This is a genomic window from Nocardioides thalensis (assembly GCF_013410655.1).
GTDB lineage: Bacteria > Actinomycetota > Actinomycetes > Propionibacteriales > Nocardioidaceae > Nocardioides > Nocardioides thalensis.
This window is the reverse complement of record NZ_JACCFP010000001.1, coordinates 1,089,695-1,114,364: the sequence shown is the minus strand read 5'-3', so window position 1 is coordinate 1,114,364 and position 24,670 is coordinate 1,089,695. Positions and strand designations below refer to the sequence as shown.

At 71.9% G+C, this 24,670-nt stretch carries 22 protein-coding genes; 7 read left to right on the top strand and 15 right to left on the bottom strand.

Annotated features, from left to right (window positions below; genetic code table 11):
* Positions 1–2 precede the first annotated feature (2 nt).
* Together HNR19_RS05500 and murI are read right to left on the bottom strand one after the other, a co-directional pair.
* Entirely contained in the window at positions 3–764 is a 762-nt protein-coding gene (locus HNR19_RS05500) for an MBL fold metallo-hydrolase (protein ID WP_218910157.1), read from the bottom strand.
* Complete coding sequence (gene murI, locus HNR19_RS05495) at positions 761–1,606, bottom strand: glutamate racemase (protein WP_343047064.1); 846 nt, start codon at positions 1,604–1,606, stop codon at positions 761–763. The genes HNR19_RS05500 and murI overlap by 4 nt, the downstream gene beginning before the upstream one ends.
* A gap of 77 nt (positions 1,607–1,683) precedes the next feature.
* Between murI and HNR19_RS05490 the strand changes: the two genes are divergently transcribed.
* Positions 1,684–2,703 carry an alkaline phosphatase family protein gene (locus HNR19_RS05490; RefSeq protein WP_179666987.1) on the top strand — a complete coding sequence of 340 codons (1,020 nt, stop codon included), beginning with the start codon at positions 1,684–1,686 and terminating at the stop codon, positions 2,701–2,703.
* Between the two features lie 9 nt (positions 2,704–2,712).
* Here HNR19_RS05490 and HNR19_RS05485 read toward each other — a convergent pair whose 3' ends face one another.
* The 8 genes from HNR19_RS05485 to HNR19_RS05450 all read right to left on the bottom strand — a co-directional run bounded on the left by HNR19_RS05485 (position 2,713) and on the right by HNR19_RS05450 (position 10,497).
* Positions 2,713–4,149, bottom strand: a complete 1,437-nt coding sequence (locus tag HNR19_RS05485) for a diguanylate cyclase domain-containing protein (RefSeq protein WP_179666986.1) — start codon at positions 4,147–4,149, stop codon at positions 2,713–2,715.
* Positions 4,146–4,301, bottom strand: a complete 156-nt coding sequence (locus HNR19_RS05480) for a hypothetical protein (protein WP_179666985.1) — start codon at positions 4,299–4,301, stop codon at positions 4,146–4,148. Before HNR19_RS05480 ends, HNR19_RS05485 begins: the two co-directional genes overlap by 4 nt.
* A 12-nt stretch (positions 4,302–4,313) precedes the next feature.
* Positions 4,314–5,684 (bottom strand): glycosyltransferase family 2 protein, encoded by a 1,371-nt coding sequence (locus HNR19_RS05475; RefSeq protein WP_179666984.1) that lies wholly within the window; start codon positions 5,682–5,684, stop codon positions 4,314–4,316.
* A gap of 101 nt (positions 5,685–5,785) precedes the next feature.
* Positions 5,786–6,682: a DUF3152 domain-containing protein gene (locus HNR19_RS05470; protein WP_179666983.1), complete on the bottom strand. Its 897-nt coding sequence runs from the start codon at positions 6,680–6,682 to the stop codon at positions 5,786–5,788.
* Entirely contained in the window at positions 6,679–7,629 is a 951-nt protein-coding gene (locus HNR19_RS05465) for a pyridoxal-phosphate dependent enzyme (protein ID WP_179666982.1), read from the bottom strand. Before HNR19_RS05465 ends, HNR19_RS05470 begins: the two co-directional genes overlap by 4 nt.
* 2 nt (positions 7,630–7,631) lie before the next feature.
* The gene (locus tag HNR19_RS05460) at positions 7,632–7,904 is read right to left on the bottom strand and encodes a MoaD family protein (protein WP_179666981.1); all 273 of its coding nucleotides are present in this window, start codon (positions 7,902–7,904) and stop codon (positions 7,632–7,634) included.
* A 2-nt stretch (positions 7,905–7,906) separates the two neighbouring features.
* Positions 7,907–8,347 (bottom strand): Mov34/MPN/PAD-1 family protein, encoded by a 441-nt coding sequence (locus HNR19_RS05455; RefSeq protein ID WP_179666980.1) that lies wholly within the window; start codon positions 8,345–8,347, stop codon positions 7,907–7,909.
* A gap of 17 nt (positions 8,348–8,364) precedes the next feature.
* Positions 8,365–10,497 (bottom strand): SpoIIE family protein phosphatase, encoded by a 2,133-nt coding sequence (locus HNR19_RS05450; RefSeq protein WP_179666979.1) that lies wholly within the window; start codon positions 10,495–10,497, stop codon positions 8,365–8,367.
* Between the two features lie 90 nt (positions 10,498–10,587).
* Here HNR19_RS05450 and HNR19_RS05445 point away from each other — a divergent pair, with 90 nt between their 5' ends.
* Both HNR19_RS05445 and HNR19_RS05440 read left to right on the top strand, forming a co-directional pair.
* Positions 10,588–16,299 (top strand): HAMP domain-containing protein, encoded by a 5,712-nt coding sequence (locus tag HNR19_RS05445; protein WP_179666978.1) that lies wholly within the window; start codon positions 10,588–10,590, stop codon positions 16,297–16,299.
* The gene (locus HNR19_RS05440) at positions 16,287–16,895 is read left to right on the top strand and encodes a response regulator (RefSeq protein WP_218910156.1); all 609 of its coding nucleotides are present in this window, start codon (positions 16,287–16,289) and stop codon (positions 16,893–16,895) included. Before HNR19_RS05445 ends, HNR19_RS05440 begins: the two co-directional genes overlap by 13 nt.
* A 6-nt stretch (positions 16,896–16,901) precedes the next feature.
* Here HNR19_RS05440 and HNR19_RS05435 read toward each other — a convergent pair whose 3' ends face one another.
* The 3 genes from HNR19_RS05435 to HNR19_RS05425 all read right to left on the bottom strand — a co-directional run bounded on the left by HNR19_RS05435 (position 16,902) and on the right by HNR19_RS05425 (position 20,295).
* Entirely contained in the window at positions 16,902–17,873 is a 972-nt protein-coding gene (locus HNR19_RS05435; protein WP_179666977.1) for an acyl-CoA desaturase, read from the bottom strand.
* Between the two features lie 98 nt (positions 17,874–17,971).
* Positions 17,972–18,661: a response regulator gene (locus tag HNR19_RS05430; RefSeq protein WP_179666976.1), complete on the bottom strand. Its 690-nt coding sequence runs from the start codon at positions 18,659–18,661 to the stop codon at positions 17,972–17,974.
* Positions 18,661–20,295: a sensor histidine kinase gene (locus HNR19_RS05425; protein WP_218910155.1), complete on the bottom strand. Its 1,635-nt coding sequence runs from the start codon at positions 20,293–20,295 to the stop codon at positions 18,661–18,663. Before HNR19_RS05425 ends, HNR19_RS05430 begins: the two co-directional genes overlap by 1 nt.
* A 108-nt stretch (positions 20,296–20,403) precedes the next feature.
* Between HNR19_RS05425 and HNR19_RS05420 the strand changes: the two genes are divergently transcribed.
* From HNR19_RS05420 to HNR19_RS05405, 4 genes are read left to right on the top strand one after another with little or no spacing between them, the layout of a single operon-like run.
* Positions 20,404–21,402 carry a Bug family tripartite tricarboxylate transporter substrate binding protein gene (locus tag HNR19_RS05420; protein ID WP_179666974.1) on the top strand — a complete coding sequence of 333 codons (999 nt, stop codon included), beginning with the start codon at positions 20,404–20,406 and terminating at the stop codon, positions 21,400–21,402.
* Positions 21,399–21,881 (top strand): tripartite tricarboxylate transporter TctB family protein, encoded by a 483-nt coding sequence (locus HNR19_RS05415; RefSeq protein ID WP_179666973.1) that lies wholly within the window; start codon positions 21,399–21,401, stop codon positions 21,879–21,881. The genes HNR19_RS05420 and HNR19_RS05415 overlap by 4 nt, the downstream gene beginning before the upstream one ends.
* The gene (locus HNR19_RS05410) at positions 21,881–23,389 is read left to right on the top strand and encodes a tripartite tricarboxylate transporter permease (protein ID WP_179666972.1); all 1,509 of its coding nucleotides are present in this window, start codon (positions 21,881–21,883) and stop codon (positions 23,387–23,389) included. The genes HNR19_RS05415 and HNR19_RS05410 overlap by 1 nt, the downstream gene beginning before the upstream one ends.
* The gene (locus HNR19_RS05405; protein ID WP_179666971.1) at positions 23,386–23,772 is read left to right on the top strand and encodes a universal stress protein; all 387 of its coding nucleotides are present in this window, start codon (positions 23,386–23,388) and stop codon (positions 23,770–23,772) included. Before HNR19_RS05410 ends, HNR19_RS05405 begins: the two co-directional genes overlap by 4 nt.
* On the opposite strand, the gene HNR19_RS05400 is transcribed toward HNR19_RS05405, so the two are convergent.
* Together HNR19_RS05400 and clpS are read right to left on the bottom strand one after the other, a co-directional pair.
* Positions 23,762–24,346 carry a DUF2017 domain-containing protein gene (locus tag HNR19_RS05400; protein ID WP_179666970.1) on the bottom strand — a complete coding sequence of 195 codons (585 nt, stop codon included), beginning with the start codon at positions 24,344–24,346 and terminating at the stop codon, positions 23,762–23,764. The two genes, HNR19_RS05405 and HNR19_RS05400, sit on opposite strands and share 11 nt — an antisense overlap.
* Positions 24,347–24,353: 7 nt before the next feature.
* Positions 24,354–24,662: an ATP-dependent Clp protease adapter ClpS gene (gene clpS / locus HNR19_RS05395; RefSeq protein ID WP_425490639.1), complete on the bottom strand. Its 309-nt coding sequence runs from the start codon at positions 24,660–24,662 to the stop codon at positions 24,354–24,356.
* Positions 24,663–24,670 lie beyond the last annotated feature (8 nt).

Here is a 24,670-nt window from a genome sequence, read left to right as displayed (position 1 = left end):
GGTCAGACCTCGTAGACGGCGCCCGCGGCCGCGAGCTCGAGCGGACCGTCGTAGGCCGACTTGGCCTCGGCGAGGATCGCCCCGGCGTCGTGCCACGGCGGCACGTGCGTCACGATCAGCCGCTTCGCGCCGGCGTTGGCAGCCGCCTCGCCCGCCTCGACCCCGGTCAGGTGCAGGCTCGGCGGGTTGTCGTCACCGTGCCGGAACGACGCCTCGCAGAGGAACAGGTCGGCGTCGGCCGCCACGTCGAGCAGCGCCGGCGTGGGGCCGGTGTCGCCGCTGTAGGCGACCGTCACGCCGTCGACGGTGACGCGCATCGCGAACGCCTCGACGGGGTGGTCGACGGGGAACGACTCGACCGCGAACGGCCCGACCCGGAACGGGTCGCTGTAGCGGTGGAAGTCGAACTCCTCGTTCATGCCCGGCTCGCGCGGCAGGTCGTAGGCCTTGGCCAGCCGGCGGGAGGTGCGCTTGGGCCCCCAGACCGGGATCTTGGGCTGGCTCCCGGACGGGTGGTACTTCCGCAGGACGTAGTAGCTGGTCATGTCGACGCAGTGGTCGGCGTGCAGGTGGCTGATCAGCACCGCGTCGACGGCGAGCGGGTCGACGTACCGCTGGAGCTGGCCGAGCGCGCCGTTGCCCATGTCGAGGACCAGGTTCCACGTGCGGCCCTCGTGCTCGGCCTGGAGCAGGTAGCAGCTGGCGGCCGAGTCGGGCCCCGGGTAGGAGCCCGAGCAGCCGACGACCGTCACCTTCACCGTCATGCGAGCCCTCCCGCGAACTGGGCGGCGGCGGCCATCTCCGGGCCGAGGAACCGGCGGCCGATCGTCTCGAACTCGGCGGGCGAGCCGGTGGTGGCGAAGGTGTACGACGGGTCCCCGCCCGGGCGCATCAGCCCGGTGTCGGCCAGCATGCGGTAGACGTCCTTCGCGCACTCCTCGGCACTGCTGACGAGGGTCACGTCGTCACCCATCACGTAGGACACGATGCCGGTCAGCAGCGGGTAGTGGGTGCACCCGAGGATCAGCGTGTCGACGCCGAGCTCGGTCAGCGGGTCGAGGTACTCGTGCGCCACGGCCAGCAGCTCGTCGCCGCCGGTGATGCCCTCCTCGACGAAGTCGACGAACCTCGGGCAGGCGCGGGTGGTCAGCTCCAGCTGCGGGGCCGCAGCGAACGCGTCGTCGTAGGCCATCGACTCGGCGGTCGCCCGGGTGCAGATGACGCCGATGCGGCCGTTGCGGGTGGCCGCCACCGCGCGGCGGACGGCCGGGTAGATCACCTCGACGACCGGTACGTCGTAGCGCTCGCGGGCGTCGCGGAGCATCGCGGCGCTGGCCGAGTTGCACGCGATGACCAGCGCCTTCACGCCCTGGGTCACGAGGTGGTCGAGGCACTCGAGTGCGTACTCGCGGACCTCGCCGATCGGCTTCGGGCCGTAGGGCTGGCGGGCGGTGTCGCCGACGTACGTGATCGACTCGTGCGGCAGCTGGTCGATGACGGACCGGGCGACCGTGAGGCCGCCGAAACCGGAGTCGAAGATGCCGATGGGGGCGTCCACGTCGGCGCGTACGCCGGAGGGGACGACGGTCGGATCAAGCCTCGGCACCCGGCCAGCCTAAGTGTTCACCGCCGCGTCGGTCCCCATTGCGGGACGCAGATCACGTCCCGGTTAACGTGGCGGCGATGAACACCAAGCGGTTGAGCATGCTCGGGATGGCCCTGACCGCGGTGCTGGCGGCCGGCACTATCGACGCCACCCGAGCGGACGAGCCACCCGCGGCGAGCGCGCCGCAGGTGGACCGCACGCAGGTGCTGGCGATCTCGCTCGACGGTCTCAATCCCGCGGCGATCCGGGAGCTCGGCCGCGAGCGCACCCCGACGCTGCACCGCCTGCTCCGGCACGGCGCCGGCACGCTCAACGCCCGCACCCAGGTCGAGCAGACGGTGACCCTGCCCAACCACACCAGCATGGTCACCGGGCGGCGGATCTCGGCAGAGCACAACGGGCACGGGGTCACCTGGAACGAGGACCTCCCCGGCACGACGGTGCACGAGGCCGCCGGCGAGGTCGTCGGCTCGGTGTTCACGGCGGTCCACAACGCGGGCGGCCGGACCGCCCTGTTCTCGACGAAGGCCAAGTTCTCCCTCTTCGACCGGTCGTGGCCCGACTCGGTCAACCGCAGCGTCATCAAGGAGGGCCGCGACGCCGCGCTGGTGCGCGCCGCCCGGCGCGACCTGGTCGCACGCGAGCGGTCGTTCCGCTTCCTGCACCTCGGGCTCGCCGACGCCACCGGCCACGCGCATGGCTGGATGAGCAAGGAGTACCTCGCGGCCGTCGAGAGCCTCGACCACCTCGTCGGGACCCTGCTGCGCACGATCACCAAGCACGACTCGCTGAAGCGGACGGTCGTGGTGCTGACCGCCGACCACGGCGGGGTGCCCGGCACCAAGAACCACACGGACACCCGCAAGCGCGCCAACTACCGGGTCCCGTTCGTGATCTGGGGCGCGGGCGTCAGCCACGGCGACCTCTACGAGATGAACCCGACGTACGCCGACCCCGGCAAGGAGCAGGTCGGGTTCAAGGGCACGCAGCCGATCCGCAACGGCGACGTCGCCAACCTCGCCGCCGACCTGCTCGGGATCCCGGCCGTCTCGGAGAGCCTCTGGAACGCCGACCAGGCGCTCACCTGGCGCGACTGACGCGCTGGCTCAGACCGCGGCCGCGCTGCCCTGCTCCGCGGCGTCGAAGACCTCGTAGCGCGAGCGACCGTGGTCCTTGGCGGCGTAGAGGGCGGCGTCGGCGCGCCGCAGCACGTCGCGCACGCTGCCGTCGCGCCCGTCGGCGAGGGTCACCCCGACGCTGGCCGTCACCATCAACGGCTCGCCGTCGACGTCGAAGGGCTCGTCCATCCGGTGCACGACACGGGAGGCGATGCTCCGGGCATGGTCGATGTCCGCGACGGCCGGGCAGACCATCACGAACTCGTCCCCGCCCAGGCGGGCGACCGTGTCGTGCGCCCGCGCGAGTCCGGAGAGCCGGTCGGCGAAGAGCCGCAGCACGCGGTCCCCGCCGTCGTGGCCGCGGGTGTCGTTGATCTGCTTGAAGCGGTCGAGGTCGATGTAGAGGATCGCCATCCTGAGGCCGGAGCGCCGCGCCTCGGCGAGACCGGCCTCGATCCGGTCACCCACCAGGGTGCGGTTGGGCAGCCCGGTCAGCTGGTCGTGCAGGGCCAGGTCGACCAGGCGCGCCTCGGCCGCCTGGCTGCGCCGCAGAGCACGCGCGCGGTCCCGCTCCCCGAGTGCCAGGACGAGCCCGACCAGCACCAGCACGACGATCAGCACCTGGGCGACGAGGACCCGGACCTGGATGTCGTCGATCTCCGCGAACTGTCCGCCCCCACGCACGGTGACGAAGACGACGAGCAGGCCTTGCGCGCCCGCGAGGACGCTCACGATCGACGGGCCGCAGCGCATGGCCACGGCCACCGTGAGCGGGACCAGCAGGAACAGCACGGGCATCGGCAGCGCCATCACGCCCACCGACGTGGCACTCGCCGCGACGACGAGACCGACCCGCTCGACCGACGAGGCCGGGCCACCCGACCGGTGAAGCCGCGGGATCGCGAGCAGCGTGACCACCCCGACGAAGGTGCTGACCGCGTTGCGAGCGCCGATCAGCACCATGCCGTCGACGAAGGACCCGCCGAGACGCAGCTCGGTGAGCGCACCGCCGACCACGGACCCGACGAGCGCAGCGGACAGCGCGGCCGTCGCCAGCGCACCGATGTCGCGCAGCTGGTCGGGAGGCCGGGGCGTGCGCCAGCCGAACGCGGCGAGCACCGCGACGGCAGTCGCCGCGTGGAGAGCGTTGACCCCGCCGAAGAGCAGCCCGGTGAGCACCGAGCCGTCCGAGAACGGGTTGATGAGCCCGTTGACGGTCACGAGGACGGCCAGCGCGACGACGCGGAGCGGGATCCCCCGGGTGCTGAGCAACCAGACCGTCGACACCGCGGCCGCCGGCCAGGCGAGCGAGAACTCCGACCCGCCGACGCGGGTCTCCCGCCCGAGGAGCACGGCGGCGCCGTACGCCACCGCCCAGCCGACCATGACCGCGGCCGCGAGCAAGCGCTCCGACCGCGCCGTCACAGAGGGCCGTCCGGGTGGATGCTGCGGGTCTCGGCGCGCCGGTAGGGGCGCGGCAGCCAGTCCGCCGGGTACAGCTTGGGAAGGATCTTCGCGATCGCGAGCGCGCCGTAGGCGACGGTGTTGATCGCGACGAAGGTGCTCAGGGTCTCCATGTCATCTCCCCGTCAGCCTCCCAGCACCGCGCCGCGGTCGGTCACGACGACGTGCTTCCAGTGCGCCTGACGGCGCATCGAGATGTCCCACACACCCTTGAGGTAGACCACGTCGAGGAACATCGCGTAGCAGAGCTCCGGGATGAGGAGTACGCCGAGAACGCGTGCCCGCCAGCCGCCCGCCCAGACGCTCACCACCCGCTCGAGCGTGAAGAGCGCACCGACGCCGAGCCAGAACGGGAACCAGGTCCAGGAGTCGCGGTACACCGCCATGACCACGAGCAGCCCCAGGTAGGTGGCGAGCGCGATCACGCCGTACCCGATCCCGAGCTGTTGGACCCAGTAGCGGAACGTCGTCGGCCGCATGCCGTAGGCGGCCAGGTTCTCCAGCGCGCCGCGCTGCCAGCGCAGCCGCTGGGCCCACAGGGCCTGCCAGGTCGGCATCACCTCGGTGACGACGGTGCACTCTGCGGGCGAGATGGTCAGGGCGCCGAGGGACTTCAACGCCAGCGTGAGCTCGTTGTCCTCGGTCAGCACGGCGGTGTCGTAGACGTCGCCAGGCACGCCGGGGATGGTCCGGCCCCGCTCGGCGGCGACCGCCCGGAGCGCCCGCGGCCGGAACAGCGAGGCGGTTCCGGTGAGCACGAACAGCCGGCCGCGGCGTCGCCTCAGGTCGCGCGCGTAGCGGGTGTACTCGTTGCGCTGGAACTGCCCGAGCAGGCCCGAGCCCTCCTCGCCGTAGAACAGGCCGCCGATGGCCATCAGCCCGCGGTCCGCGGTCGCGCGGCGGACGGCTCCTTCGAGGAAGCCCGCGTCGAGCGTGGTGTCGGCGTCCATCACGAGCACCAGGTCGTTGTCGCCCAGGCCGGGCAGCACCTGACGGAGTGCCTGGTTGAGCGCGCCCGCCTTCTTGTGCACGTTGTCGACGGTCTCGATCACGTCCACGCCCGCGCGACGGGCGATGTCGACGGTGCCGTCGGTGCAGTTGTCCGCCACGACGACCACCCGTCGGGGCCGGTGCGACTGGCCGAGGAGGGACTCCAGCGTCGCTGCGAGGCACGCCTCCTCGTTGTGCGCGGGGATGAGGGCGGTGACGGTGACCGGCCCGGCGTACACGCCCCGGGTCTCGGCCATGACGACCTTGGGCGCCAGCGGCATGTGGCGGGGATCGAGGCTGCGGCGGGCGTGCGTGGCGATGCGCCGCTCGACCCAGCCGACCACAGCGGCGACGAGGAGCGAGAAGCCGGCGGCGAGGAGGAGACCCTTCGTCAGCGACGTGGGCGTGGGGTCGCCGGAGACGCCGATCGCCCATCCGAGCAATGCGGCAGCAAGCACTGCGGTGCCGAAGACGACGACGCCCACGGCCCGCTGGAACTTCCCCATCCGGCCCTCCTCCCGTCGGAAGGATAGGGCCGGTCAGCGGACCGGAGCGGGCGCTGGGACCGAACCTGCCCGAAGGGTGACCGCTGCCTGGTCAGGAATGACTACTCGACGTCGACGAGGCGCTGCTGGCGGTGCGCCACCCGGCCGGCGCGGAGCTCGGCCAGGGTCGGCCATGGGTTGAACCGGCAGCCGTCGGTGCCCTTCGACTGCTGCATCATCACCGGGGCCGGCGCGCCGCGGCCGGGGCAGGACGCGTGGCCGAAGCCGAGCCAGTGGCCGGTCTCGTGGTTGACGACCATGTGGCGGTAGGCGCGACGGCCGAGCGGGCCGTTGTTCCACGCCGGTGACGCCCAGCGCCAGCGGTCGCGGTTGATGATCACGTTGCGACCGACGCGGCACGACCAGTAGGCACTGCACCCGGAGGAGAACGAGGGCACCAGGTGGGCCGCGGAGATCCAGAGCGTGAACGCGCCACCGCGGGCCACGCGGTGGAACGCCACTCCCCTGCCGCGCCAGCCGCGTGGGTCGTCGTAGGTCTGCTGTGCAAGGCGCTTGAACTGCTGCACGCCGGAGCTGAAGTCGCCCTTGACGCGCACGGAGTAGTTGACCGTACGCCGCACCGGCACCCGGTGCAGGGCGCGGCCGACGCCGACCCGCACGGTGGTCGCCCGGTGCTCGGGTGCGTGGACGGTGACGCGCACGGCGAGCCGGCGGCCCACGTCGCGCGGCCGGATCTCGTAGCGGAAGCCGGTCTCGCCTCGGATCGGACGGCCGTCGCGCAGCCACTCGTAGTCGGCCCGCGACGGGCCCGGGCGCCAGCGGCCGCGGACCGCCTCGAGGGTGCGTCCGTAGCGGGGCACGCCCTTGACGTGCGGCTCGCGCAGCATGGTGAGCGGCGGCTTCTCCTCGTCGTCGCCGCGGACCGCGGTGGACGGCGCGGCGAGGAGCGTGCCGGCGAGCAGCGCCGGCAGGAGAAGGCCGAGGACTCGTGGCCTCATGCCCAGAGCTGGCCTTCGAGGCGATCCTCGGCCTCGTCGATCGTGCCCTCGTAGGCGCCGGTCGAGAGGTACTTCCAGCCGCCGTCGGCGACGACGAACGCGATGTCGGCCGGCTCGCCCGCCTTCACGGCCTTGGCGGCCTGGCCGAGCGCGGCGTGCAGGATCGCGCCGGTCGAGACGCCGGCGAAGATGCCCTCCATCTCGAGCAGCTCGCGCACGCGACGTACGGCGTCACGCGGGCCGACGGAGAACCGGGAGTCGATCAGCGTCTCGTCGTAGAGCTCGGGCACGAAGCCCTCGTCGAGGTTGCGCAGGCCGTAGACGAGCTCGCCGTACCGCGGCTCGGCCGCGACGATCCTCACGTCGGGCTTGGCCTTGCGGAAGAACCGGGAGACCCCCATCAGCGTGCCTGTCGTGCCGAGACCGGCGACGAAGTGGGTGATCGAGGGCAGGTCGGCGAGGATCTCGGGTCCGGTGCCCTCCTCGTGCGCCAGGGCGTTGGCGTCGTTGCCGTACTGGTAGAGCATCACCCAGTCCGGGTGCTCCGCCGCGATCTGCTTGGCGACGCGCACCGCCTCGTTGGATCCGCCGGCGGCTGGCGAGGAGACGATCTCGGCGCCCCACATCCGCAGCAGCTGGCGCCGCTCCTCGGATGTGTTCTCGGGCATCACGAACACGCACCGGTAGCCCTTGAGCTTGGCCGCCATCGCGATCGAGATGCCGGTGTTGCCGGACGTCGGCTCGAGGATCGTGCAGCCGGGACGCAGCGTGCCGTCCTTCTCGGCCTCCTCGACCATCCGCAGGGCCGGGCGGTCCTTGATCGAGCCGGTCGGGTTGCGGTCCTCGAGCTTCGCCCAGAGCCGTACGTCGGGAGCGGGCGACAACTGCGGGAGGCCGACCAGCGGCGTGCCGCCGACCGACGCGAGCAGGTTGTCGAACCGGGCCACGATCAGCCTCCGGCGACTGCCGGGAGCACGACCACCTGGTCGCCGTCGCTGAGCGAGGCGTCGAGGCCGCCGAGGAAGCGGACGTCCTCGTCGTTGACGTAGATGTTGACGAACCGGCGCAGGTCGCCGTTCTCGATCAGGCGGTCCTTGAGGCCGGGGTGGTTGGCCTCGAGCGAGTCGATGAGCGCGCTGAGGCTGTCGCCCTCGCCGTCGACGGCCTTCTCGCCGCCGGTGTAGGTGCGCAGGATGGTGGGGATCCGGACCTCGATGGCCATGGCTACGACTCGCTCCTCGTCAGACTGGGCACGACGCTGACCTCTTCCTCGGTCACGGCGCCGTCGATGATTCGATAGGACCTGAACTCCACGGGACCCTCGTTATTCCCGTGCTCACGCGTGCTGACCAGCACGTAGTGCGCTCCCGGCTCGCTGGCCAGGTTGATGTCGGTCACACTCGGGTAGGCCTCGGTGGCCGTGTGCGAGTGGTAGACGACGACCGGCTCCTCGTCGCGGTCCCACAGCTCCTTGTAGAGCTCGAGCAGCTCGGTGGAGTCGAACTCGTAGAACGTGGGGCTGCCTGCGGCGTTTACCATCTCGATCACGCGCTCGGCGCGGTCGCTGCCCTCCGGGCCCGCGACGATGCCGCAGGCCTCGACGGGGTGGTCCCGCTTCGCGTGGGCGACGATGGCGTCGTACGTCGCCTGGTCGATGGTCAGCACCCGTCCAGACTAGGGCGTCAGCCGTTGCCGCCACTCCCCAGGTCGAGCACCAAGACCGCGATGTCGTCCTCGCTCGGCGCGCCGGCGAAGTCGGTCGCCGCGCGCCTGATGCGATCCGCGGCACCCTGGGCGGTGAGCGGGACCGACGCTGCCAGCTCCGCCTCGACCCCCTCGTCGTCGAACATGCGGTCGCCGGAGCGGCGCTCGAGGACCCCGTCGGTCACCGTCACCAGTCGCGAGCCCCGGGGCAGCCGGAGCTCCTCCTCGGCGTAGTCGACCCGGTCGAGGACCCCGAGCAGCGCCTGTGGGCGGCCCACCCGGCTCACGACGCCGTCGCGCACCAGGAACGGCGGCGGGTGGCCCGCACAGACCAGCCTGACCTGGTACCAGCTGCGCGCGCCGGCCTCGAGCGTCCCGCACACGAGCGTCAGGAACCGGCCGCGCTCGCCCTCCTCGTTGATGGCGTCGTTGAGCCGCTCGAGCGTGGGGCCGATCGCGAAGCCCGAGCGGAGCATCGCGCGGATCGTGTGGCGGGCGAGGCCCGTGACAGCGGCCGCCTCGGGACCGCCGCCGCAGACGTCGCCGACGACGAAGCACCACCGCCCCGCCCCTGCGGGGAAGACGTCGTAGAAGTCGCCGCCCACGGTGTTGTGCACGCCCGCCGGCTCGAAGCTGACACCGAGGTCGACGCCCGGCAGCCGGGGCATGGTCGGCGGCAGCAGGCTCCGCTGCAGCGTCCGCCCGATGCTGGCCAGCTCGGTGTGAGCGCGCGCGTTGTCGATCGCGAGGGCGGCGCGGGTCGCGAACGCCTCGGCGACGGTCCGCAGCTCGCCGCGGAGGGGCCCGTCCTTCTCCTCGCGACCGAGCACGAGCCACGCCACCACGCGGCCCCGCGCCTCGAGCGGGAGCGTCGCGACGTGGCCGGTGAGCACCGGGTCGCCCGGCTCGGGCTCCATCGCGGGCGCGATCCGCTCCAGGGCGTCGCGCAGGGCGTCGAGGCGGCGCTCGTCCGCGTGCCACACGTTCTCCAGCCGGCGTACGCCGCGGTCGTCGACGGTCTGGATGGCGCACCACGTCGCGAGCCGGGGCACGACGATCTGGCCGATCATCGTGATGGTCGTGGCCGGGTCGAGCGAGGAGGACAGCAGCACCCCCGCGTCGGAGAGGAAGCTGAGCCAGCCGCGCCGCTCGCGCTCGGCGGCGCGCAGGCGAGCCCGCTCCACGGCCGAGCCCACCCAGTCGGCGGCACGCTGGAGCTGGGCGGCGTCCCCGTCGGTGAAGCCGCTGACCCGTTCGGAGAGCACCACCAGCGCGCCGACGACCCGTCCCTCGTACGCGACGGGGGCGACCACCAGCGAGCGCAGCGACGACCCGGCGACGAGCGGCGCCGGCGTCCGGTCCAGGTCCTCGACCAGCACCGGCAGGAACGACGACCGCCGTCCCGGCGCCCCGACCTCCCCGCGGGCGACCGCTCGTCCCACGAGGTCGGGCGGGAGACCGCTGGTCGCGCGGACCGTGTAGTGCTCGTCGAGGCCGTGCGCGAGCAGGAGGTACGCCGCGTCCGCGGCCAGCCGCTCGCGGGCCTGCTCGACCACCAGCCGCAGCAGGTCCTCGAGGTCGAGCCGGCTCACGGCCTCCCCCCGCAGGCCCAGCGGGTCCAGGTGCGCGGCACCGTAGGTGGCGCCGTTGCCGGTGGGCGGCGCAACCAGGCCGGCCGGCGGGTCCGTGCGCAGGTCGCCGTCCGGCGGTGCGTCGGCGACCTCGCTCGCGAAGAGCGCCCAGACCCGCTTCGACGTGGGCAGGTACTCCACGCCCCACGCTGCGGCGAGCGAGGCGGTGATGAGCAGGCCGCGACCGCGCTCGTCCGCGCCGGTGCTCGGGTCCACCCCCATCCGCAGCATCCGGGTCGGGTGCAGGTCCTCGACGCCGAGCCGGACACCGCCAGGTGCCGTCCGCAGCTCGAGGGTGGCCTCGGTGCCGGCGTGCATGACCGCGTTGGTGACGAGCTCGCTCACCACCAGGAGGGCGTCGTCCGCCACATCGTCGGCTCCCCACTCGGACAAGGTGGCGCGTGCGAAACGCCGCGCCGCGGACACGGACTCGGGCGCGGGCGAGAAGGTCCGGACCGAGCGCCGGTTCGAGTCACCCATGGCTGTGCAGATTCTGCACCCATTTCGTCCTGTCGCACCCCGCGGGTTTGGTGCGAGACTGCGTCAACCCACGCCTGCTCGGAGGACGCCATGACCCCACCGGCACCCAGCTCCACCACCAGCCCCGCCGGAGCGTCGGCGTCACTCGGTGACGACCCCGCGTTCCGGACCGTGCGCGACGCCCTGACGGCCCTTCGCGACGGTAACTTCACCAAGCGGGTCTCGGTCGAGGCCGGCAGCCCGCTCGGCGAGCTCGCCGCGCTCTACAACGAGGTCGCCGAGCGCCAGCTCCACCTCGCCTCCGAGCTCAACCGGGTCCGCCGGCTCGCGGGGCGCGACGGTCGACACGAGGAGCGGCTGTCCCCGGGGATCGGTCTCGGAGGCTGGAGCAAGGCGATCGACGACGCCAACGGCCTGGTCGACGACCTCGCCCGCCCGACTGCGGAGGTCGCGCGCGTGGTCGCCGCGGTCTCGTCCGGCGACCTGACGCAGCGGATGGAGGTGCGTCACCACAGCGCCCCGCTCCGGGGGGAGCCGCTGCTGGTCGCGAAGAGCGTCAACGGCCTGGTCGCGCAGCTGTCGACGATCGCCGACGAGATCACCCGGGTCGCCCGAGAGGTCGGCACCGAGGGCAAGCTCGGCGGCCAGGCGAAGGTCCGCAGCACCAGCGGCAGCTGGCGCGACCTGATCGACGCGGTGAACACGATGTCGTCGCGGCTCACCGCCCAGGTGCGCGACATCGCCGAGGTGACGACGGCGGTCGCCAACGGCGACCTCTCCCGGACCGTCACCATCGAGGTGTCCGGCGAGATGGCGCAGCTCAAGAACACCGTCGACCGGATGGTGCTCCAGCTGTCGTCGTTCGCGGCCGAGGTGACACGCGTCGCCCGCGAGGTCGGCACCGACGGGCGGCTCGGCGGCCAGGCCGACGTGCGCGGCGTCTCCGGCACCTGGCGCGACCTCACCGACTCGGTCAACACCATGGCGTCCAACCTGACCAGCCAGGTGCGCGGCATCTCGTCGGTCGCCAAGGCCGTCGCCCGCGGCGACCTCAGCCAGCAGATCACGGTGACCGCGCGCGGCGAGGTCGCCGAGCTGGCCGAGACGCTGAACTCGATGACGGCGACGCTCCAGACGTTCGCCGACGAGGTCACCCGCGTCGCCCGCGAGGTCGGCACCGAGGGGATCCTCGGCGGCCAGGCCGAGGTGCCCGGCGTCGCCGGCCGGTGGAAGGACCTCACCGACTCGGTGAACTCGATGGCCTCCAACCTGACCAACCAGGTGCGCGACATCGCACAGGTCACCACCGCGGTCGCGGGCGGCGACCTGAGCCAGAAGATCACCGTCGACGTCAAGGGCGAGCTGTCCGAGCTGAAGACGACGGTCAACACGATGGTCGACCAGCTCTCGGCATTCGCCGCGGAGGTCACCCGCGTTGCGCGCGAGGTCGGCAGCGACGGCATCCTCGGGGGCCAGGCCGACGTGCCGGGGGTCGCCGGCACGTGGAAGGACCTCACCGACTCGGTGAACTCGATGGCCTCCAACCTGACCAACCAGGTGCGCAACATCGCGCAGGTCACCACGTCCGTCGCGCGCGGCGACCTGAGCCAGAAGATCACCGTCGACGTGCGCGGCGAGCTGGCGGAGCTCAAGACCACCGTCAACACGATGGTCGACCAGCTGTCCTCGTTCGCCGACGAGGTCACCCGCGTGGCCCGCGAGGTCGGCAGCGAGGGACGGCTGGGCGGCCAGGCCGCGGTGCCCGGCGTCTCCGGCACCTGGCGCGACCTGACCGACTCCGTGAACTTCATGGCCGGCACGCTCACCGCGCAGGTCCGCAACATCGCCGAGGTGACGACCGCTGTGGCGCGTGGCGACCTGACCCGCACGATCACCGTCGACGCCCGCGGCGAGATCCTCGAGCTCAAGAGCACCATCAACACGATGGTCGACCAGCTGTCCTCCTTCGCCGACGAGGTCACCCGCGTCGCCCGCGAGGTCGGCACCGAGGGCCGCCTCGGCGGCCAGGCGGACGTGCACGACGTCTCGGGCACGTGGAAGGACCTCACGGAGAACGTGAACCTGATGGCGGCCAACCTGACGTCGCAGGTCCGCAACATCGCCGAGGTGACGACCGCGGTCGCGAGCGGCGACCTGACCCGCAAGATCACCGTCGACGCCCGCGGCGAGATCCTCGAGCTCAAGAGCACGGTCAACACGATGGTCGACCAGCTCGGGTCGTTCGCCGACGAGGTCACCCGCGTCGCCCGCGAGGTCGGGACCGAGGGCATGCTGGGCGGCCAGGCGCGGGTGCCCGGCGTCGCCGGCACGTGGCGCGACCTCACCCTGTCGGTGAACTCGATGGCGTCGAACCTGACCAACCAGGTGCGCAGCATCGCCGACGTGTCCACGGCCGTGGCCAGCGGCGACCTGAGCAAGAAGATCTCGATCGAGGCCCGTGGCGAGGTGGCGGCCCTCGCCAGCACGATCAACGCGATGGTCGACACCCTGCGCGCGTTCGCCGACGAGGTGACCCGCGTGGCCCGCGAGGTGGGCACCGAGGGCAGCCTGGGCGGCCAGGCCCACGTGCGCGGCGTGGCCGGCACCTGGAAGGACCTCACCGACTCGGTGAACTCGATGGCCTCCAACCTGACCAGCCAGGTCCGCAACATCGCTCAGGTCACCACGGCGGTCGCCCGCGGTGACCTGAGCCAGAAGATCACCGTCGACGCCCGCGGCGAGATCCTCGAGCTCAAGACCACCGTCAACCGGATGGTCGACCAGCTGTCGTCGTTCGCCGACGAGGTCACCCGCGTAGCGCGCGAGGTCGGCACCGAGGGCAAGCTCGGTGGCCAGGCCGAGGTGGCCGATGTCAGCGGCACCTGGCGGATGCTCACCGAGAACGTCAACCAGCTGGCGAGCACACTCACCACCCAGCTCCGCGCGATCGCCGAGGTGTCGACCGCGGTGACCCAGGGCGACCTCAGCCAGCAGATCACCGTCGACGCCGAGGGCGAGGTCGCCGAGCTCAAGGACAACCTCAACGAGATGATCGACAACCTGCGCGAGACGACGCGGGCCAACGAGGACCAGGACTGGCTCAAGACCAACCTCGCGAAGTTCACCGGCCACATGCAGGGCGGCCGCGACCTGCTCGAGGTGACCCGGCTGATCGTCGGCGAGCTGACGCCGCTGGTCAGCGCGCAGCAGGGCTCGTTCTTCCTCAGCGACGTCGACGCCGACGGCGAGGTCACCCTCCGGCGCATCGCCTCCTACGGGTTCCGCCGCAACAAGGACGTGCCCGACTCGTTCGGGCCCGGCGAGGGGCTCGTCGGCCAGGCCTTGGTCGACCGGAAGCCGATCGTGGTCGAGGACGTGCCGGTCGGCTTCCTCACGATCACCTCCGGGCTCGGCCGCGCCACGCCGGCGACGATCGCCGTACTGCCGGTGCTCTTCGAGGGTCAGGTCCTCGGCGTCGTCGAGCTCGCCTCGTTCCGTCGCTTCAGCCCCGTCCACCTCCAGTTCCTCGAGCAGCTGGTCGAGATCATCGGCGTGTCCCTCAACGCGATCATCGCCAGCTCGCGGACCGAGGAGCTGCTCGTCGAGTCCCAGCGGCTGGCGACCGAGCTCCAGGACAAGTCGGTCGAGCTCCAGCGGCAGCAGGAGGAGCTGCAGCAGACCAACGCCGAGCTGGAGGAGAAGGCGCGGCTGCTCGCCGACCAGAACCGGGCGATCGAGATCAAGAACCTCGAGATCGAGGACGCGCGACGCGGCCTCGAGGACCGCGCCGAGCAGCTGGCGCTCTCGTCGCGCTACAAGTCCGAGTTCCTCGCCAACATGTCCCACGAGCTGCGGACGCCGCTGAACTCGCTGCTGATCCTGGCCAAGCTGCTCTCCGACAACGTCGACGGCAACCTCAACCCGCGCCAGGTCGAGTACTGCCAGACGATTCACGGGGCCGGCACCGACCTGCTCCAGCTGATCAACGACATCCTCGACCTCTCCAAGGTCGAGGCCGGCAAGATGGACGTGCACGTCGCCGACGTGTCGGTCCCGGCGGTGGTCGAGTACGTCGAGGCGACCTTCCGCCCGCTGACCGCGGAGAAGGACCTCCAGTTCACGGTGACGGTCGCCGACGACGTGCCCCGCACACTCGAGTCGGACCAGCACCGGCTCCAGCAGGTGCTGCGCAACCTGCTCTCCAACGCGGTGAAGTTCACCGAGACGGGTGCCGTCCAGCTCCTCATCCGCACGGCGGAGGGCGAGCACTTCAACACCCCGACGCTCACCCAGGCCGACCAGGTGCTCGCGTTCACGGTCGTCGACACCGGCATCGGCATCCCGGCCGAGAAGCTGCGGGTGATCTTCGAGGCCTTCCAGCAGGCGGACGGCACGATCAGCCGGAAGTTCGGCGGCACCGGGCTCGGCCTGTCCATCAGCCGCGAGGTCGCCCGGCTGATCGGCGGCGAGATCCACGCCGAGAGCCAGCCCGGCAAGGGCAGCTCGTTCACGCTGTACGTGCCGCGCGGCTACGCCGGCATGGCCTCGTCGGGTCGCCCGACCGTCGAGCTCGAGACCGTGCCCGCGGAGCCCACGGCCGACCGGGTCGTGGTGCTCGCCGTCGCCGACCCGGAGGTGCGCAAGCAGGCGTCGGAGGCGATCACGGCGCAGGACGGGTTCTCCGTGGTCGACATCGCCGAGGCCGACGAGGCGCTGCTGGCGGCGCGCCGCCTCTCCCCCGTCGGCATGGTCGTGGACCTCGGCCTCGAGCTTCCCGACGGCGGTCTGCTGCTCGACCGGCTCAAGCGGCACCACGACACCCGGCACGTCCCCGCCCTGGCGGTGGCGGCGGGTGGCGTCGAGGAGGACGTCCGCGCGGGTCGGCTGGCGGGTGCGATCGACGTGATCACGACGCCGGAGGACCAGGCCGCACTCGCCCGCTCGGTGGCCACGCTTGCCGGGTTCGTCGACCGGCCGAGCCGGACGGTGCTCGTCGTCTCCGACTCGGACGGTTCTGGCGACGGCGACGGCGACAAGCCCGGCGCGGGAGCGGCGCTGGCCGCGCTGTTCGCCGCGGTCGACGACGTGGAGGCAGTCCTGACGGAGTCCGTCGAGGAGGCGCTCGGCGAGCTGACGAAGAGGACCGTGGACTGCGTCGTCGTCGACCTGCCCGCCACCGAGGGCGGCCTGGAGCTGATCCGCCGCATCCGTGCCCGCAAGCGCGGCCGGCTGACCCCGGTCGTCGTCCATGCCCCGGACACGGTCACCGACGCGCAGCGAGCGCGGCTCGACCGGTACGCCGCGTCGATGGTGCTCCAGGTCCGCAGCGGTCTCGACGAGGTGCTCGAGGACGTCACCCGCTACCTCCACCGCAACGACGTCGAGATGCCGTCGCCTGCGGGCGGTCGCGAGAGTCACGACGGGCAGCAGTTCGCGGGCAGGCGGATCCTCATCGTCGACGACGACGTGCGCAACGTCTTCGCGCTGACGAGCGCCCTCGAACGGCACGGCATCGACGTGCTGTACGCCGAGAGCGGCGAGACCGGCATCGAGACCCTGCAGCGGGAGCCCGACATCGACCTGGTGCTGATGGACATCATGATGCCCGGCATGGACGGCCTGACCGCGATGCGCCGGATCCGGGAGATCCCGCGCTTCCGGTCGCTCCCGGTGATCGCGCTCACCGCGAAGGCCATGACCGGCGACCGGGAGGACAGCCTGGCCGCGGGCGCGTCGGAATATGTGACGAAACCCGTCGACGTCGCCGCGCTGCTGGCACTCTTCCGGGTATGGCTCACATGAGCGACGCCGCGCGCATCCTGCTCGTCGACGATCGCCCCGAGAACCTGCTCGCCCTCGAGGCGATCCTGGGCTCTCTCGACCAGATCCTGGTGCGCGCGAGCTCGGGCGAGGAGGCGCTCCGGGCGCTGCTCCGCGACGACTACGCGTTGATCCTCCTCGACGCGCAGATGCCCGGCATGGACGGCTTCGAGACCGCCACCCGGATCAAGGCGCGCGAGCGCACCCGCGACGTACCGATCATCTTCCTGACCGCCGTCGACCGGGACGCCCACTTCGCCTACCGGGGCTACGCGGCGGGTGCCGCCGACTACATCTCCAAGCCGTTCGACCCGTGGCTGCTGCGGGCCAAGGTCCAGGTGTTCATCGACCTGTGGCGGGCCGGCGAGCGGCTCGTCGCGCAGACCGAGCTCCTGCGGCGCCAGCTCGAGGAGCGCACCGGCCAGGTCGACGTGGTGTCGGAGCTCCAGATCCGGCTGGCAGACGTGGAGGACGCCGTGGGGTCGCTCGCCGCGGCGAACGGCGACGAGCGCGCGCGGGAGCGGCTCGACCGTCGCCTGCGGGAGCTGCGCCGGGCGATCGACGCGCTCGGCGGCTGACTCGGATCAGGCCGCTGTGCCGACCGACTTGGCCGCGGCGCCGGCCGACTTGGCGGCGATCCGCTCCGGGGTCGGCCAGCGCACGTCGCGCACCCAGCCGAGCTTCTCGAGGATCCAGATGATGCGCGCGGAGGTGTCGAACTGCCACCGCTTGACGCCGTGGCGGGCGCTGGTCGGGTCGGCGTGGTGAAGGTTGTGCCAGGACTCGCCGCCGGACGGGATCGCGAGCCACCAGACGTTGCCGGAGAAGTCCCGCGACGTGAACGGGCGCTCGCCCAGCGTGTGGCAGATCGAGTTGATCGACCAGGTCACGTGGTGGATCAGGCCGATCCGGACGATCGTCCCCCAGAAGAACGCGGTCAGCGCGCCCTGCCACGACCAGGTCACGAGCCCGCCGAGCAGCGGCGGCAGGAACAACGAGAGCAGCACCCACAGCCAGAAGGTGCGCGAGATGCGCACCAGGTCGCGGTCCTTCATCAGGTCGGGCGCGTACTTGTGCTGCGGGGTCTGCTCGGGGTCGAAGAGCCAGCCGACGTGGGCCCAGACGAAGCCCTTGGTGAGGCCGCGCAGGGTGTTGCCGTAGCGCCAGGGCGAGTGCGGGTCGCCGTCGCGGTCGGAGAACTTGTGGTGCTTGCGGTGGTCGGCGACCCAGCGGACGACGGGGCCCTCGATCGCCATGGAGCCCAGGATCGCGAGCACGATCTTGACCGCACGGTTGGGCTTGAACGACTTGTGCGTGAAGAGCCGGTGGAAGCCGACGGTGACGCCGTGCAGGGTGAGGCCGTACATCACGAACGTGATCGCGACGTCGCTCCAGCCGAGCCAACCGCCCCACGCCACGGGGACCGCCGCGACGATCGCCGCGAACGGCACGATGATGAACAGCGCCAGCGCGAGCTGCTCCCACCGCGACTGGGTGTCGCCACCCATCGTGGCGCGCGGAAGAGGGTCGACCTTCGCCTGTTCGGCCGTGCTCATGTGTTCCCCCGTGGGCTCGTCGGTCGGTGAGGCAAGCCTAATGGAGCGCTAGGTACCCCGACAGGGCGCCCGTCAGCCGGTCTCGCGGCGCGATCGGCTCATCGCAGGCGGTAGCGCCGCTCCGGCCGGCCGGCGCCGCCGTACTGGAGGCGCACCTCGGCCGCGCCGGTGTCGACGAGGTGCTCGAGGTAGCGCCGGGCGGTCACCCGGGACAGCCCGACCGCCTCGGCCGTCTCCGTCGCGGAGATCTCGCCTCGGTCGCGGGCGGCCGCGAGGACGAGCGCCGCGGTCTCGGGGCTCAGCCCCTTCGGCAGCTCGGGAGGTACGGCGCCGCCGGCCGACCGCAGGCCGAAGACCTGGTCGATCGTCGACTGGTCGACGTCCTCCCCCGACCCGCCCGCGGCCGGAGCCAGGCTGGCCAGCGCCTCGGCGACCCGCTGCAACCGGTCGGCGAGGTCGGCGTACTCGAACGGCTTGACGAGGTACTGCAGCGCCCCACCGTGCAGGGCGGCGCGCACGGCCTCGGCACCCCGCTCCGCGGTCACCATCACCACCGCGACGTCGCGGCCCTCGCGGCGCAGCCGGCTCAGGATCTCGAGCCCCGAGATGTCGGGCAGGTGGACGTCGAGGAGCAGGAGGTCGGGCTCGAGGGTCTCGACGAGGTCGAGCGCCTCGGCGCCGGTGCGGGCCGTGCCGACCACGTCGAAGCCCGGCGTCTGCTCGACGAAGCGGGCGTGGATCCGGGCCACCATGAAGTCGTCGTCGACGACGAGCACCCCGATGGACATCAGGCGCCATCCTCCCGCTCGTCGAGCGGCAGCACCACCAGGAACTCCGCGCCGCGCTCGCCGTCCTGCCGGTCGGCATTGCGCGTCAGGGTGACCTCGCCACCCCGCTGAGCGCAGATGAGCCGCACCAGCGCCAGCCCGAGGCCGCGTCCGGTCAGCGGCTCCGGCTTGGTGGAGAAGCCGCGGACGAACACCTTCTCGGCGAGCTCGTCGGGGACGCCGGGCCCGTTGTCGCGCACGCGGACGTGGAGCTCCCGGCCGTCGACGAAGAGCCACACCTCGACCAGCGCGTCGGGGTGACCGGCGCACGCGTCGACGGCGTTGTCGACGAGGTTGCCGAGGATCGTGGTCAGGTCGGCGACCTGGGCGTCCGCGAGCCGTGGCAGCGACGACCCCGGGTCGAGCTCGAGAGCGACCCCGCGCTCCTCGGCGACGGCGTCCTTGGCGAGGAGCAGCGCCACCAGGGCGGGATCGGCGATCCGCTGGGAGACATGCGCGGCCACCTCCGCCCGGTGCCGGGTGAGGGTGCCGACGAGGTTCGCCACCTCGTCGTACTCCCCCAGCTGCACGAGCCCGGAGATCGTGTGCAGCCGGTTGTCGAACTCGTGGGTCTGCGCCCGCAGCGTGTCGGTGATCGACAGGTTCGAGCTGAGCTGGCTCTGCAGCGAGACCAGCTCCGTGCGGTCGCGCAGCGTGGTCACGGTGCCGATCCCGCGACCGTCGGAGGACGCCTCGCCGCGGTTGAACACGACCACGCGCGTGCCGACCAGCGCGATCGCGTCCCTGACCTCGGCGCCCTCGCCGGTCAGCAGGTCGACGACGTGAGGTTCCAGGCCGAGCTCGTCGACCGGACGGCCGACCGGGTCCGGCACCCGCTCGAGGCCGAGCGTCGCGCGAGCGGCGTCGTTCATCGCGGTCACCCGGCCGTCGGTGCCGACACCCACGACACCCTCGCGGATCGCGTGGAGCAGCGCCTCGCGGTGGTCGGCCAGCCGCGCCAGCTCGGCCGTGCCGAGCCCGCGGGTGCTGCGACGCACCATCCGCGCGACCACCCAGGTGCCGGCCAGGCCGAGCAGGGCTCCGATGCCGAGGTAGAGAGCCAGGTACGGCGCCGCGCCCGTCACCTGGTCGGCGACCGAGGGATAGGGCTCCTCCGCCGCGACGATGCCCAGCAGCGAGCCGTCCTTCGCGGAGATGATCGGCGCGTGCGCGGCGATGGCGCGCTCGCCGTCGGGCTCGACGTCACCGGTCCAGCCGCGGCCCTCGAGCGCGTCGCTCTCGCCGAGGTCGGCCGGCTTGCCGACCCGGCTCGGGTCGGTCGCCCCCAGGACGGTCCCGTCCGGCGACACGACCATCACGTCGGTCGCGCCGTACAGGGTCACCCCGACGTCGATGTACGGCGCCAGGGCGCGGGCGAGCGTGTCCGGGTCCTCGTTGCTCGTCCGCGCGTCCCTGAGCGCGACGCGGACATCCGGAAGGGCGGCGACGTACTCCGCGGACGACCGCAGCTGCCGGCCGCTCTCGTCCGCGAAGTCGGCGTTGGACTGCCGCACGCTGAGGAACCCGATCGCCACAAGGAGCACGGCGATCACCGCGAGCTGGAGAGCCAGCACCTTGCCGGCCAGCGACCACAAGGACCACAACCTCCTTTGCCTCCGCAAGCGTGACGGCCGCCACACCCGGCGGCCATGCTCGCACGGACCGATCCCGTGACACCTGTCACCCGAACCCGGGAGGAACGCATGACCCCGAGCCGCCATCATGGGCGCCTCGTCGTCGCTGTGCTCGTCGCCCTGGCTCTCGCCTCCGTCGCCGCCGGCTGCGGCGTCACGCGCGGCGGCGACGACCCCAACAACCGCCGGCTGCGGATGATGATCCCCAACAGCCCCGGTGGCGGCTACGACCTGACCGGGCGCGCCGCCGTCAACGCGCTCGAGGGCAACGAGCTCACCGGACGCTTCGAGATCACCAACGTGCTCGGCGCCAGCGGCACGGTCGCGATGCAGCGGCTCGCCAACGAGGAGGGCGCCGACGACCTGGTGATGACCATGGGCCTCGGCGTCGTGGGGGCGGTCTACACCAACAAGTCCGACGCGGTCGTCTCCGACATGACGCCGATCGCACGGCTGGTCGAGGAGCAGGAGGGCATCCTGGTGCCCGCCGACTCGCCCTTCGAGACGATCGACGACCTGGTCGCCGCCTGGAAGAAGGACCCCGGCGCGGTCACCATCGGCGGCGGCTCGTCCGCGGGTGGGCCCGACCACCTGTTCCCGATGCAGCTCGCCGCCGAGCTCGGCATCGATCCCGTCGACGTCAACTACATCTCCTACGACGGCGGCGGCCCCCTGACGACCGCGCTGCTCGGCGAGAAGATCCAGGTCGGCATGTCCGGCCTCGGCGAGTTCGAGGGCCAGATCGAGGACGGCTCGCTCCGGGTCCTCGCGGTGTCCGGCGCCGAGCGGCTGGACACGGTCGAGGACGTCCCTACGCTCACCGAGTCGGGGATCGACCTCGTGTTCACCAACTGGCGCGGCGTCCTCGCACCGCCGGGGATCTCCGACACCCAGCGCGACTACCTCACCGACCTCTTCACCGAGATGCACGAGACCGACGAGTGGCAGGCGGCTCTCGAGGACAACGGCTGGACCGACAACTTCGCCACCGGCGAGGAGTTCGAGCAGTTCCTCGTCGAGCAGGACACCCGCGTCAAAGACACCCTCGAGGAGCTGGGACTGACATGACCATCGATCGAAGCCAGTACCTGCTCGCGGCGTTCCTCGTCGCGGTCGGCGGCTACGTCCTCTACGACGCCAGCACCCTGGAGAAGGGCTTCGCCGACCAGCCGGTGCAGCCCTACGCGGTCCCGAACGTCGTCGGCGCGGTGCTCGTCGTCCTCGGCGTGCTGCTCGCGATCGCGACCGCCCGCGGCGACGTGCCGGAGGCCGAGGAGGGAGAGGACGTCGACCTCACGCAGGGCACGGACCTGCGCACGGTCGGGCTGCTCGCACTCGTGCTCGTCGCCAACATCGCCCTGATCGACTGGCTCGGCTGGGCGATCACCGGGGCGATCCTCTTCACCGGGGTCGCCGCCGTGCTGGGCAGCCGCACGCACGTGCGGGACCTCGCGATCGGGACCGCCCTGTCGGTCGGCTCCTGGTACTTCTTCTACGTCGCGCTCGGGATCCCGATCCCGGCCGGCATCCTGGACGGAGTCCTCTGATGGACATGCTGCTCGACGGTTTCCAGACCGCCCTCACGCCGGGGAACCTGCTCTTCGCCGCGCTCGGCGTGCTGCTCGGCACAGCGGTCGGCGTGCTGCCCGGCATCGGCCCCGCGATGACCCTCGCGCTCCTCCTGCCGGTCGCGCTCACCATGGGCCCCGACAGCGCGATCATCATGTTCGCCGGCATCTACTACGGCGGGATGTACGGCGGCTCGACCACCTCCATCCTGCTCAACACGCCCGGCGAGTCCTCCTCCGTGGTGACCGCGATCGAGGGCAACAAGATGGCCAAGTCCGGCCGCGCCGCCCAGGCGCTCGCGACGGCCGCGATCGGGTCGTTCATCGCCGGCACGATCGGCACCGTCCTGCTGTGGGTCCTGATCCCGTCGGTCGCCGACGTGGTGGTCAAGCTCGGCGCCCCGTCGTACTTCGCGATCATGCTGCTCGCCCTGTTCGCGGTCAGCGCCGTCCTCGGGTCGTCCAAGCTCCGCGGCTTCATCGCGCTCTTCCTCGGCCTGGCGATCGGCCTGATCGGCACGACGACCGGCCAGGCGCGGCTGACCTTCGACCAGCCGCTGCTGGCCGACGGCATCGACATCGTCGTGGTCGCGGTCGCGGTCTTCGCGATCGGCGAGGCCCTGTGGGTGGCCGCCCACCTGCGCCGCAAGCCCCTGGAGATCATCCCGGTCGGCCAGCCGTGGATGGGCCGGGACGACTGGCGCCGGTCGTGGAAGCCGTGGCTGCGCGGCACGGCGTACGGGTTCCCGTTCGGCGCGCTGCCCGCCGGCGGCGCCGAGGTGCCGACCGTCCTGTCCTACATCACCGAGAAGAAGCTCAGCCGGCACCCGGAGGAGTTCGGCAAGGGCGCGATCGAGGGCGTCGCGGGCCCCGAGGCGGCCAACAACGCCTCGGCGGCCGGCACCATGCTGCCGCTGCTCACCCTCGGCCTGCCGACGACGGCCACCGCGGCGATCATCCTGGTCGCCATCCAGAGCTTCGGCATGCAGCCCGGGCCGCTGCTCATGGAGAACGAGCCCGACCTGGTCTGGGCGCTGCTCGCGAGCCTGGTCATCGCGAACACGCTGCTGCTCGTGATCAACCTGCCGATGGCGCCGCTGTGGGCGAAGGTGCTGCAGATCCCGCGGCCCTACCTGTACGCGGGGATCCTGTTCTTCGCCACGCTCGGCGCCTACAGCGTGAACTTCCAGGCGTTCGACGCCGCGCTGCTCCTGGTGCTCGGCGTGCTCGGGTTCGCGATGCGCAGGTTCGGCATCCCGGTGCTGCCGCTCATCGTGGGCGTGATCCTCGGCCCGAAGGTCGAGGAGCAGCTGACCCAGGCGCTGGCGCTGTCCGGCGGCGAGGTCAGCACCTTGTGGAGCGAGCCGGTCGCGGTCGTCGTGTACGTCGTGATGGCCGTGCTCCTGCTGGCGGTCATCGCCACCGCGTTCCGCCGGCCGGCGCCCGCCGCCGAGCACCACGACGAGAAGGAGCTGGTCGAGCGATGAGCGTCGTCGCCGCCTACACGCCGGACGAGTACGGCAAGGCCGTGCTCCACCACGCCTCGGCCGCCGCCCGTACGGCGTCGACGCGGCTGGTCGTCGTCAACGCCACCCGGGGCGACGCCTACGTCGACCGCCGCTTCGCGGGCGACGCCGACGTCGAGGCCGTCCGCGCGGCCCTGGTCGCCGAGGGGCTCGACGTCGCGCTCCGCCACGACGTGGTGCCCGACGTCGCCGCCGCGGTGCTCGCCGCCGCGGAGGAGGAGCAGGCCGAGCTCGTCGTGGTCGGCGTCCGCCACCGCACGCCGGTCGGCAAGCTGCTGCTCGGCAGCGTCGCCCAGCGGGTGATCCTCGAGGCGAGGTGCCCGGTGCTGGCCGTCAAGCCGTGACGGCGTGGACGAGGGTCTCCTGGAGGAAGCCGAGCCACTCGTAGATGCGGTGGGCCTGGCCGCGCGGGTCCTCGTCGGGCAGGGAGTACCAGTAGTCCTCGTCGCCCTCCTCGACGCCGAGCCTGGTGGCGAGGGCCAGCCGGAGGTCGGTGAGCGCGCGCATCCAGACCTCGGCCGTCTCGCGGTCGAGCTCGACGTCGATCATCAGCTCCTCGTCGCCCGGCTCGGCGGGGAGGCCGGCGTCCTCGAGCGTGTCGATGACGGTGGCCGCCGCGCGGGCCTTGCCATCGCGCAACGTGCCCTCGGTGAAGCGCCGGAATTCCCCGGCCGCCTCGTCGTCGCCGCGGTAGGCGTCGGGGAACAGGCGGGCGAGGACCGGGTCGTCGGGTGCCGTCGTGGGGCCGGTGAAGTCGAGCAGCGCCTCGAGCGGGTCGCCGGCGCTGCTCGGCGCCGCGGCCTCGTTGCGCAGCAGCTCGACGAGCTGCGCGGCCAGCGAGCGCACCAGGTCGGCCTCGAACGCGGTGAACGTCGCGAAGACGTGCTTGCTCCGGCGGTGCCGGACGAATCCCGTCATGGACGCGTCACTCGCTCTTCGAGAGGGTGGCCCACAGGCCGTACTCGTGCATGGCCTGGACGTCGCGCTCCATCTCCTCGCGGGTGCCGTTGCTGACCACGGACTTCCCGTCCTCGTGCACCTCCATCATCAGCTTCTCCGCCTTCTTCCTCGAGTAGCCGAAGTGCTTCTGGAAGACGTAGGTGACGTAGGACATCAGGTTGACCGGGTCGTTCCACACGACGGTCACCCACGGTGTGTCGGCGAGGGTGATCTCGTCCGGGGTGAGGTCCTCCTCGACTCCCGGATCCACCTCGACAGGGCTCGCGGTCGTCACGATCCACA

Excerpts from the sequence above, each read along its gene's own strand:
- HNR19_RS05500 (WP_218910157.1), bottom strand. The coding sequence starts at position 764 with ATGACGGTGAAGGTGACGGTCGTCGGCTGCTCGGGCTCCTACCCGGGG.
- HNR19_RS05490 (WP_179666987.1), top strand. The coding sequence starts at position 1,684 with ATGAACACCAAGCGGTTGAGCATGCTCGGGATGGCCCTGACCGCGGTG.
- HNR19_RS05480 (WP_179666985.1), bottom strand. The coding sequence starts at position 4,301 with ATGGAGACCCTGAGCACCTTCGTCGCGATCAACACCGTCGCCTACGGC.
- HNR19_RS05475 (WP_179666984.1), bottom strand. The coding sequence starts at position 5,684 with ATGGGGAAGTTCCAGCGGGCCGTGGGCGTCGTCGTCTTCGGCACCGCA.
- HNR19_RS05470 (WP_179666983.1), bottom strand. The coding sequence starts at position 6,682 with ATGAGGCCACGAGTCCTCGGCCTTCTCCTGCCGGCGCTGCTCGCCGGC.
- HNR19_RS05460 (WP_179666981.1), bottom strand. The coding sequence starts at position 7,904 with ATGGCCATCGAGGTCCGGATCCCCACCATCCTGCGCACCTACACCGGC.
- HNR19_RS05450 (WP_179666979.1), bottom strand. The coding sequence starts at position 10,497 with ATGGGTGACTCGAACCGGCGCTCGGTCCGGACCTTCTCGCCCGCGCCC.
- HNR19_RS05445 (WP_179666978.1), top strand. The coding sequence starts at position 10,588 with ATGACCCCACCGGCACCCAGCTCCACCACCAGCCCCGCCGGAGCGTCG.
- HNR19_RS05440 (WP_218910156.1), top strand. The coding sequence starts at position 16,287 with ATGGCTCACATGAGCGACGCCGCGCGCATCCTGCTCGTCGACGATCGC.
- HNR19_RS05435 (WP_179666977.1), bottom strand. The coding sequence starts at position 17,873 with ATGAGCACGGCCGAACAGGCGAAGGTCGACCCTCTTCCGCGCGCCACG.
- HNR19_RS05430 (WP_179666976.1), bottom strand. The coding sequence starts at position 18,661 with ATGTCCATCGGGGTGCTCGTCGTCGACGACGACTTCATGGTGGCCCGG.
- HNR19_RS05420 (WP_179666974.1), top strand. The coding sequence starts at position 20,404 with ATGACCCCGAGCCGCCATCATGGGCGCCTCGTCGTCGCTGTGCTCGTC.
- HNR19_RS05415 (WP_179666973.1), top strand. The coding sequence starts at position 21,399 with ATGACCATCGATCGAAGCCAGTACCTGCTCGCGGCGTTCCTCGTCGCG.
- HNR19_RS05410 (WP_179666972.1), top strand. The coding sequence starts at position 21,881 with ATGGACATGCTGCTCGACGGTTTCCAGACCGCCCTCACGCCGGGGAAC.
- HNR19_RS05405 (WP_179666971.1), top strand. The coding sequence starts at position 23,386 with ATGAGCGTCGTCGCCGCCTACACGCCGGACGAGTACGGCAAGGCCGTG.
- HNR19_RS05400 (WP_179666970.1), bottom strand. The coding sequence starts at position 24,346 with ATGACGGGATTCGTCCGGCACCGCCGGAGCAAGCACGTCTTCGCGACG.